Source organism: Chryseobacterium indologenes (genome assembly GCF_001295265.1).
GTDB classification, from domain to species: domain Bacteria; phylum Bacteroidota; class Bacteroidia; order Flavobacteriales; family Weeksellaceae; genus Chryseobacterium; species Chryseobacterium indologenes_A.
In genome coordinates, this window is the sequence record NZ_LJOD01000017.1 from 31,735 (window position 1) to 42,743 (window position 11,009).

8 protein-coding genes are annotated in these 11,009 nt (G+C 39.3%); 7 read left to right on the forward strand and 1 reads right to left on the reverse strand.

The features are described 5' to 3' along the window. Positions 1–4 precede the first annotated feature (4 nt). Positions 5–961, forward strand: a complete 957-nt coding sequence (locus AOB46_RS19355; RefSeq protein ID WP_062702477.1) for an acetyl-CoA carboxylase carboxyltransferase subunit alpha — start codon at positions 5–7, stop codon at positions 959–961. Positions 962–1,029: 68 nt separating this feature from the next. Here AOB46_RS19355 and AOB46_RS19360 read toward each other — a convergent pair whose 3' ends face one another. Further along, positions 1,030–1,740, reverse strand: coding sequence for a DUF6759 domain-containing protein (locus AOB46_RS19360; protein ID WP_062702479.1), 711 nt, complete (start codon positions 1,738–1,740; stop codon positions 1,030–1,032). Between the two features lie 143 nt (positions 1,741–1,883). Between AOB46_RS19360 and tsf the strand changes: the two genes are divergently transcribed. The 6 genes from tsf (at position 1,884) to AOB46_RS19390 (ending at position 10,985) form a co-directional block, all read left to right on the forward strand. Beyond that, on the forward strand, positions 1,884–2,711 hold the full coding sequence (gene tsf, locus AOB46_RS19365; protein ID WP_062702481.1) for a translation elongation factor Ts: 828 nt from the start codon (positions 1,884–1,886) through the stop codon (positions 2,709–2,711). A 260-nt stretch (positions 2,712–2,971) separates the two neighbouring features. Beyond that, positions 2,972–3,466: a hypothetical protein gene (locus tag AOB46_RS19370; protein ID WP_062702483.1), complete on the forward strand. Its 495-nt coding sequence runs from the start codon at positions 2,972–2,974 to the stop codon at positions 3,464–3,466. Between the two features lie 19 nt (positions 3,467–3,485). Further along, positions 3,486–3,917 (forward strand): hypothetical protein, encoded by a 432-nt coding sequence (locus AOB46_RS19375; RefSeq protein WP_131724424.1) that lies wholly within the window; start codon positions 3,486–3,488, stop codon positions 3,915–3,917. Between the two features lie 55 nt (positions 3,918–3,972). After that, positions 3,973–4,422 (forward strand): hypothetical protein, encoded by a 450-nt coding sequence (locus tag AOB46_RS19380; protein WP_062702487.1) that lies wholly within the window; start codon positions 3,973–3,975, stop codon positions 4,420–4,422. A gap of 260 nt (positions 4,423–4,682) precedes the next feature. Further along, positions 4,683–8,018 carry a T9SS type B sorting domain-containing protein gene (locus tag AOB46_RS19385; protein WP_082377272.1) on the forward strand — a complete coding sequence of 1,112 codons (3,336 nt, stop codon included), beginning with the start codon at positions 4,683–4,685 and terminating at the stop codon, positions 8,016–8,018. Between the two features lie 81 nt (positions 8,019–8,099). Beyond that, a complete protein-coding gene (locus tag AOB46_RS19390; protein ID WP_062702491.1) occupies positions 8,100–10,985 on the forward strand; it encodes a gliding motility-associated C-terminal domain-containing protein in 2,886 nt (961 codons plus the stop codon). The last annotated feature ends 24 nt before the right edge of the window (positions 10,986–11,009 follow it).

Here is an 11,009-nt window from a genome sequence, read left to right on the forward strand (position 1 = left end):
AGAAATGGAATATTTAAGTTTCGAACTTCCTATCAAAGAACTAATGGATCAACTTCAGACTTGTTCTTTAGTAGGAGAAGAAAGTGGTGTTGATGTAAAATTAGCATGCAGCCAGATTGAGGATAAGATTTTAGAAAAGAAAAAAGAAATCTATGGCGCCCTCACTCCATGGCAGAGAGTACAGCTGTCCCGTCACCCGGATCGTCCATACGCACTGGACTATATCAAAGGAATGACAGACAAAGGCAGCTTCTTAGAACTTCACGGAGACAGAAATTTCGCTGATGACCCTGCAATGGTTGGCGGTTTAGCTACTCTTGACGGTCAGAAAGTAATGATCATAGGAACCCAGAAAGGAAGAACGACCAAAGAAAGACAGCACAGAAGATTCGGAATGCCGAATCCGGAAGGTTACAGAAAAGCTTTACGTTTGATGAAGCTTGCTGAGAAATTCAATATCCCTGTAATTACTTTGGTGGATACCCCGGGAGCTTATCCAGGATTAGAAGCTGAAGAAAGAGGTCAGGGTGAAGCTATTGCCAGAAATATTTTTGAAATGGTACAGCTTAAAACTCCTATCTTCACTTATATTATTGGAGAAGGCGCCAGTGGTGGTGCATTAGGAATTGGTGTTGGAAACAAGGTATATATGTTGGAAAACACTTGGTACACAGTAATTGCTCCGGAAAGCTGCTCGTCAATTTTATGGAGAAACTGGGATCACAAGGAGGATGCAGCCAACGCACTGAACCTTACTCCGACCGATGCTTTAAGAGAAAAGTTTATTGACGGAATCATTGAGGAGCCGCTTGGAGGGGCTCATTATGACCCTGAAACCACCTATTTAAACCTGAAAAATTCTATTTTACAGAATATCAAAGCTTTTTCCAAATTTACAGGACAGGAGCTTGAAACCCAGAGACAGGAGAAATTCATTGCGATGGGACAGTTTAAAGGATAAAAAAACAAACCGGCTGAGAAAAATTTCTCAGCCGGTTTTACTTTAGTTTCCTTCTTATTAATTTATTTCTATTCTGCTATATTCAATACCAGTTCAATATCCTGGGTTATCTTTTTGGAAGAGCTGTAGCTGGCATCACAGATAGCTGTACTCAGTAAATATTCCCCTTTATCAATCAGGATAAAATTCTGGCTTTTGGCCGCAACACTCAGGCTATACGACTTTTTACCATTAATTTTTAATACCAGCGGACAGCCGGATTTATTTCTGATGTTCACATAAGCTTCATTTTTTCCTGCATCATTATTAAAAATATGGGTAAGCATGGCTGCTGTTCTTTTGGCCTCATCACTAGGTTCGGATTTGCCGGAACCGGCACTTTTCAGTGATCCCGCTGAAGCATAATTTACAGTTCTTTCAGTTTTTGCAGGAGAAGAAGTATTGGAAGCCAGTGTCTTTCCGCTCTTTGTGTCCGTACTTTTAGCAATATCCGCTGTCTTGCCAACAGGGACAATCCCTGGTTTTGTTTCCGAAGATGAATTATCCGCCAGAATGATTTCTACCAGTTTTCTTTTAAAAAAATCTGTTCTGGCATGTCCGGGGTTCTGTTTAAGAAAACCTGCAATTACTCTTGGCTCTTTTGAAGTTTCAGCTTCCTGTTCCGTATAGATGATCACCGTTTCTTTTTCTACAACTGTTTTGGATTTCGTTTTTTTCTTTTTTTGAGAAAAACCTAATGCAAAAATGCATAGAAATATGAGTAGAAAGATTTTTTTCATTAATCAAGGCTTTAAAATAGTATTAAATATATCAATAACGTGAAAAGTCATTTTTTAGTTTATCATTAAAATTATTATCTTTGCACTGCTTTAAAATTAAGCTAAAAATTAATACTAATCTTAAATAAAAAATAATAGATATTATGTCTTATACACCAGTTGCTGCAGACGTAGCGAAATTAAGAAACCAAACAGGTGCAGGTATGATGGACTGCAAAAAAGCTCTAGTTGAAGCTGAAGGAGACTTCGAAAAAGCGGTAGACATCCTTAGAAAAAAAGGACAGAAAGTAGCTGCTAACAGAGCTGACAGAGAGTCTACTGAAGGAGCTGTAATCGCAAGAGTAAACGAAGACAACACTCTGGGTGCTGTTATTTCTTTAAACTGCGAAACTGACTTCGTTGCTAAAAACGAAGCGTTCATTGAGCTTGCTTACGAATTAGCTGAAATGGCTATTTTCGCTGCTACAAAAGAAGAACTTTTAGCTACAGACTTCCACGGAATTACTGTTGCTGAGAAATTAGTTGAGCAGACAGGTGTTATCGGTGAAAAAATCGAGATCGGAGCTTTCGAAAGACTTGAAGGACCATTCTTGGGAGCTTACATCCACGCTGGAAACAAAATTGCTGCCATCACTTCTCTTTCTGCAAAAGTAGACGGAGCTGAGGAAGCTGCTAAAGCTGTTTCTATGCAGGTTGCTGCAATGAATCCAATCGCTTTGGATGAAAATGCGGTTTCTCAGGAAACTATTGACAGAGAATTAGAAATCGAAAGACACAAACTTACTGAAGAAGGTAAGCCTGCAAACATTATTGACAATATCCTGAAAGGTAAAATGCAGAGATTCTACAAAGACAATACTTTGGTACACCAGGATTTCATTAAAGACGGAAGCATGTCAGTTGCTGATTATGTAAAATCTGTAAACGGAGACCTTAAAGTAACCGGATTCGTAAGAGTAAGCTTAGCTTAATCATTCCGATTCAGAATAACATATGCCCCGGAGCTCATTGCTTTGGGGCTTTTTTATTATTCAACCTTGCATACCCTTTAATTATTTATTGTATTTAGCTTTGTTTTCTATTTCAAAAAAATCAATGGAATTGGCTCTGCGTTGTTCATTTGAATACTCCTTCTGTTTTGCATGGCTCCATACTTCTATACCCAACCTACCTCTTTTGGGGTATTTTTTTTATCAGCCTGATAGTGTAGATTTGCTGTAAACTGTCAACCATGAAATATCTTCTGCACCGATATATCCTGATACTGTCTATTCTAACGGGTTCATTTCTTTTTCCACAGAAATCTGCCGTAGTAAAGACTCTGAATATTTATTTGAAGAAAGATCTAGAATTACAGTCAAAGTCCAATCGCTTTGAAGATACCTTAAAAGTAATTACCGCTTACCGTCCGCACAATGGTATTTTATCTATAGAAACAGAAACAAATGGTGTCTTTCACTATATAGAAAAGCAGGAAGTTCATCTTTCTGACATCACCGGAGTTGCCAAGGATATTAATGTAGTATTTACAACACAGCAGGATGCAGTAAAGACAACCCGTCATTACATTGGAAAAAACAAGGATATTCCCGGATATGAAGGTACAGGAAGTATGTTCTTTACCGGAATAAGACAGGCTCTGAAAAATGAATATCTTGGTAAAGCCCTGCTGAAAGCTTTTGCGCAAGACGGCTATTCCATCAGAATCCTTCATTGGTATGATTAAACAATCAACACATAAAAATATGAAAAACACCCATTCTTTTATCGTTCTGTTATTATTCTTTCTATTTACGGCCTGCCAGCCTTCAGGAACACCGGATAATACCCTCTTGACAGATCAGGAAATCCTTTTGCCGGAAGGCTTTTCCCATGCTGTAGAAAAGAAATATAGCGTCAGAAAAAACATCGATGACACAGGGGCTGTATGTACGTTTGATATTACAGCTTTAGAAAAAGCGCCCTCTAATTTTGTAGTGAAAAACATTAAGATTACATTAAACGGCGGGGTTAAGGACATTCAGTTTAAAGCCTTTGTAGAAAAGCAGAATGTAAACCTTGGCACAAAGAAAGCCTATGATACCTATTGTATTGCAGAAATAAAATATACTCAACCCGGAAAGGAAGTTATTAAAACTTATACCATCACTGCCAGGGGAAAGGTCTCCGAATTATAAACATTATCTGGAGTAAATCCGGTATTCTTTCAACATCTATTATATTCAATAAAAAATGTCTGATAAAATTCGTTTCACCGATCAGAATAAAACGATCTCTGATTTCTATGATGAAGTCTGGGTAGTCTGTACTGTCTGCGGACAGAAAGCATTTGCCAAAACTGACAGGGAACAGAAAAAAGCAAGACTGTTCTGTCCTGCTTGTGGTTATAATAAAGAGACCTCCATGGAATCCTGCATTTTTGGTTATAAAGCACTCAGTATAAGAGCTGCTCATGTTTATTTTGGAGCCGAACTTTGGCTGCAGCATTCTTTTAAAGATGATATATTTTGTGCATATAACGGACCCCATCTGGAATATCTGGAAAATTACATTGCTGCGGACCTCCGGGAGCATAAAGACCGTACTCATTTTACACTTCTGGAGAAGCTTCCCAGGTTTTATCATGAGGCTAAAAACCGTAAATCACTTTTAGCAATCATAGAAAGGCTGAAGAACAAGTAAAAAGGAAAACATGAAGCGGGAAGCCACAGCGTTGTTACCTGTCTGGTAAATATGCTATTAATCCATTGAAAGAACCCATTTTCCGGGTTCTTTTTGTTGACATATATATCCGATATAGTATAAAAAAAATTTATTAGTGTTAACAAAATATAACACAAATTTTAAATATTCAATAATACAGCAATAAAGATCAGTTGTTTAATTTTTTTCTATAAAAAATTGATTATTAATGCTTAAATTTGCGGCCCTTATAGTAACGCATGAAAAAATTTCTACTCGCTTTTTGTACATTTTTCTGTTTATTAGTCAATGCACAATTAGATACAGAGCACTGGTTTGCTCCAATGTCCGCAAGTTCTCTTCAGGGAACTCCAAAATGTTATTTATACCTTTCAACCAATGAAACTACACCTTTTCAGGTACAGGTTTACAACAACAATACTGTATTTTCTACCGTACAGGTAAGTAAAGGAAACCCGGTTCAGGTAACCGTTCCTTATCAATACATGATTGCTTCTGCCCTGTCTAATCTTTTTACTCAAAATTCTATGGGATTATATGTAAAAGGAAACAAAAAATTCTTTGCCAATTTCAGGTTTACGGTTCCTAACCAGGCTGAAATTATTACATCGAAAGGACTTGCGGGAATCGGGAAAAACTTTTTCGTAGGAACAGCGCCTGTTACTTCAGCAAAAAACCATGTTAATTCAACAGTAGGAATCACTGCCACTGAAGATAATACAACGGTAACATTATCAGGATACAACCCTGGTGTTGTATTCTCTGACGGTATTTCGGCTCCTTCAAGAACATTTACTCTTAACAGGGGGCAGTCGTATATTATTGAAGCTAAAAGTACGCTTTCCACAGCCAATTTAAGAGGACTGATCGGGGCAAAGATCACCGCTACGAAGCCTATTTCTGTAACGAACGGAAATTTTAACAGCATCTATACTACCCAAAACAACACCAATGTTGATGTACTGATGGATCAGGCTGTTCCGGTAGAGAGATTAGGAAAGGATTTTGTACTTGTAAAAGGAAACGGGCTGGCTGCCTCCGGGATGGAAGCCGCTCTGGTAATCGGTACGGTAAACGGTACTGTACTTACGATTAACGGAAATCCTGGTAATACTTATACCCTGAACGCCGGAGAACACCGCATTATTCCGGGCACCAATTACAGTGCCCAGGGAAATAATATGAGCATTACCTCCAATAACAACGTGTATGTATATCAGCTTCTTGCAGGAACATCAGGAAGCACTGTTTATGCAACAGGAGGAATGAATTTTATCCCACCGTTAAGCTGTTTTCTGCCTAAGGAAATCAACGAAATAGGATTCATCAACAGAATAGGTACAGATTACTTTGACACCAAACTTAATATCATTACGCAGGCAGGTGCAGCGGTTTCTTTTAACGGAGCTACCCCTGCTGCTTCTACCGGTCCCTATGCTGTAGCCGGAAATCCGAACTGGGTAACCTATTCTATTCCGTATGTTACCAACACCATAACCGTTACATCTACGAAACCTGTAACAGCAGGTATTGCAGCAGGTGACGGAGCAGTAGGATATGGAGGATATTTTGCAGGATTCTCTTCAGTACCGGCGATTACCAAAACCGGCGACTGCTACACAGGGGTTCGTCTTGAGGTAGACAGCAGCTATGACTCTTACCAATGGTACTTTAATGGAAACCCTATTAACGGAGCGACCACCTACTTCATTAATCCTGAACTTTACGGAGCAGGAACCTATACCTGCTATATTACGAAGAATAACTGCGAATCCAGGATGACCTATGAGTACGAGTACACTTTATGTCCGCCAATCTCAACCACCCTTTATGAGATAGGGTCTTGTAATACAAAAGTGATTACTCCTGCATTTACCAATTCAACTCAGACCATTAACCCGTCACAAACCAGCATCATTGTACAGCCAACTCATGGAACAGTGGCTATAAATCCGGCTAACGGGCAGATTACCTATACACCTAACCCGGGACTTACCGCTGATGCAACGGATACATTTACTTATTATATCTCAGGAAACGGAAATCCTGCTGATTTTGAATATTTCAAAATTAACATGAATATTGATGTTCTGCAGACCCAAAATGCTACGATGTCATCCTGTGCGGGAGCAAACGGAAACGGAACCTATAATCTTACAACGGCTGTTGTTACTCCGGACGCTGGTACTACGGCAACTTATTTTACCAATCCTAATTTAACAGGCCAGATTACCAGTCCCGCAACTTATACAGGCCCTGCCGGAACTATCTACGTGAATGTAACGTCTTCATTCGGATGTACTAAAACCGCTCAGATCACCTTAACACAGAATCTCTCCCCTAATATCAACACAGCCAATTTCAACGCCAGTTTCTGTGATGATGATTTTGATGGGATCATTAGTGTAAACTTCAACAACGTAACTCCTCAAATTGTAGCTAATTCTGCCAATTTCACTGTAAAATATTACCTTTCACAGGCTGATGCCAACGCAGGAAACAACAATAACCTTCCTGCAAACTGGACGTATACTGCCAATACCACTGTATATGTAAGGGTATTTTCCAATGTAAGCGACTGCCCTTCTGCTTTCGGACAGATCAATTTTACGATAGGAGCCAAAATTCCACTGATCACAGCAAATGCAGTGGCTGATATTTGTGATAATGACCTTAGCGGATCAGAATCAGCTAACCTTAATGATTACAGAAACCTGTTTACGCTGGATCCTAACGTCATACTTTCATTCCATTCTACGCTGGCCAATGCGCAGGCAGGAACTAATGCTATTTCTCCGAATCAGAATATTACGTCTGTACATACTTTCTATGTAAGATTCCAAAGTACAACATCATGTCCTAATATCGGTACCCTGAAACTTACTTTAAAAACACCTAAAAAGTCTGAAAGACTGCATGATCAGGTCGTATGTGCTAATGACAAAGCCATATTGGATCCGGGTCCCGGATTTACGTCTTATCTATGGAGCACGGGTGCCACTACTCCAACTATTACGGTAGGGGCAGGAAATTATTATGTAGATCTTGGATTTAACGGATGTGTATACCGTCAGAACGTAAAAGTAACAACTGCACAGGCTCCTTCCATTACCAGAATAGAGATATCGGGATCTACTGCAACAGTATATGTAACCGGAGGTACTCCTCCTTATCAGTATTCCCTTGATGGCTTCAACTATCAGCCTTCTAATGTTTTCATGAACTTGTCAAGAGGAATTCATAAGGTATATGTGCTGGGAGCAGACGGATGTCTTCCCGTATCTAAAGAATTTTTAGTGATTAATCTGGTAAATACCATCACTCCGAACGGAGACGGAATTAATGATGTTCTTAACTATTCTGAACTGAAAATAAAAGAGAACGTAAGTATAGAAGTAGCTGATCGCTATGGTGCTTCCGTTTACCGCTCAACAGACAAAAATTATATCTGGGACGGGAAAGTGAGCGGAAGAAGTATTCCTACAGGAACTTACTGGTATGTAATACGATGGACAGAGCCTGATACTAAATTATCAGTTTCTTATTCCGGATGGCTTTTAATTAAAAATCGATAATAAAAATTAACTTTTATTTATATTTCATTAACACTATTTGAAATATTATTTTAATTTTGTAGAAATCCTAATTCCATACACATGAAAAAATTTCTACTCAGCTTAGTATTGGTTTTTTTGACGGCAAATATGGTTTTTGCACAAAGGGACACCGAACACTGGTTTGCTCCTATGGCCGCAAGATCATCTGCTCTATCGTCTCCTAAACAGGCATTATATCTGTCTACAGATTCTACTACTCCTTTTGATGTAGAAATCTACAGCCGGAATGCTACCGGCTACCAGCTACTGGCAACAAGAACAATCAGTAAAGGTGACCCTAAAACATATGATGTAGCAACAGCAGTAATGACTACCTCAAATTCTACAGAGCTCTTCAAATCTGTAAACAAGGGGCTGTACGTTAAAGGAACAAAACCTTTTTTCGCAAATTACAGATTCAGTGTAACCAGCCATGGGGAAATATTAACCTCTAAAGGTAAAGCAGGTATCGGTACTAAATTTTATGTAGCTACAGCTCCTGTACTTGCGTCTTCATCATTGATGCAGTACCTTAATTTTACAACAGGGATTATGGCTACTGAGGATAATACAACGATAACTGTTACAGGATATGATGCAGGTGTTCAGTTTACCAATGGAACTACCGGAGCCACTGTTCCTACAATGAATATCACCCTTAATAAAGGGCAGTCCTATATCATTGAAGGCCAGATGAACAACGGAACTAATGCATCCGGATTTATTGGAGCCAAAATAGAATCCAACAAGCCTATTTCTGTTACCAACGGAAATTTCAATGGCCAGTTTGCCCTTCCGGCTACTTCTGCTCTTTCATCAGATATTGTGATGGACCAGTCTGTTCCTGCAGACCGATTAGGAAATGAATTCATCATGGTAATTGGAAATGGCGGAACAACAAAGGGAATAGAAGATGCTCTTATTGTAGCCACAGAAAATAATACCGAAGTTTACCTGAACGGATCAACAACTCCTGTTCAGGTCCTTAATGAAGGGCAGTGGATGAGAGCAGGCCAGGGTCCAAACGGCACATTTGTTAACCCTTATATTGACCAGGGGAACGGACACCTGAATATGCATGTTAAAACCTCTAAAAATGTATATGTATACCAGCTGCTTGCAGGGCTTCTCAATACTGAAGCCACAGTAGGTTTCAATTATATACCACCGTTAAACTGTTTCCTTCCAAGAAGAATTGATGAGATAGGAAAAATAGAAGAACTTCCGGAAAACAGCAATAGCGGAGCTAAAAACGTAAAATTAAATATCCTGACCGAAGCGGGAGCCACCGTTACTGTTACGGCCAATGGAGCTCCTCCTACTACTCCAACAGCAACACAGGGACCTTTCCCTGTAGCCGGAACCACAGCATGGGTATCTTACTCCATTCCTAATGTTACCGGAAACGTTACTGTTACCTCTACAAAAGCTGTTACTGCAGGAATTGCTGCGGGTAGTGGAGCTGTAGGATATGGAGGTTACTTCGCAGGATTCTCTTCAATTCCTGTTATTACAAAACGTTCCGGAGAATGTGCTCCGGGAATTATACTGGAGGTGGATGACAGCTATGAAGGATATCAATGGTACAGAAACGGAAATATTATTGTTGGTGCAACAGCTAATACTTATGCTCCAACTCTTTCCGGAAATTATACCGTAAGAGTAAGCATGGGAACCTGCCCTCCTCTTACCACTCCGATTTATAAGGTATTCAGCTGTTTAAAAGAAACCACTCAGGCTCTAAATATCTGTGCAACCAAAGTGATTACCCCTGCATTTACAGCCTCTACACAAACTCCGGTGCCTAGTACCGTAGTGATTATTACACCACCTACCAATGGTACTGCAGTTGTTAATTCTAACGGAACCATCACTTATACCCCTACAACAAACTTTAGCGGAACAGATAAGATTGTTTATAAATTCTGTGGCAACGATACTGAATTTACAGATTGTGAACAGATCACTTTAAATCTTACTGTAGTTCCGTTCGTAGTAAGAGATGCAGAGATCAAAGCCTGCTGGTATGATGTAGCTCCTTATGCTTATTTCGATCTTACAAAAGCAGACATCACAGATTATACTTTAGCTATTAAAAAGTATTACCGTACGATGGCAGACCTTAATGCCGGAACCAATGAAATTACCACACCTGATAATTTCCCTGCTACCGGAGGTATTGTTTTCGTTAAGGTAACAACTCTTGAAGGATGTATAGCCATTGCTAAAATTACCCTTACTCCGCTTCCTATCAGAAAATCACCAATCCTGGTAGATCAGTATATCTGTATCGACAGCAGAACCAATCTGGATGCAGGTCCGGGATATGATTCTTATTTATGGAATACCGGAGCAACAACATCATCCATTCAGGGGGTTGGAGTTGGAGAATATTCTGTAATACTGGGTAAAAACGGATGCTTCTTAACACAGATTGTAAGGGTTAGAAAAGCTGAAGATCCGGTAATCTCCCAGATAGAAATTTCCAATACCACTGTAACAGTAATAGCAAACGGAGGAAAAGCTCCTTATAAATATGCTGTAGACGGACAAACAAACTGGCAGGACTCCAATATATTCACCGGGCTAACCCGAGGACAGCATACATTCTATGTAAAAGATGCTTACAACTGTAATCCTACCTCCGTTGAAGTTACCGTTCCGAACCTGATCAATGCCATTACACCAAACGGTGATAATAAAAATGATTATATTGATTACAGTGAACTGTCTTACAAAGAAAACCTTTCTTTCATGATCTATGACCGATATGGAAATAAGGTATTCACCGGTGATAAATTCAACAATTACAAATGGAACGGAAGACATTTTGACAAGAAAATACTAACCGGAACATACTGGTATCACATCAACTGGAATGAATCTAACAAAGAGAAAACTCCAATTAAATATACCGGATGGGTTTTAGTAAAAAATATAGAGTAAACTAATCCTTTACTATGAATTTTC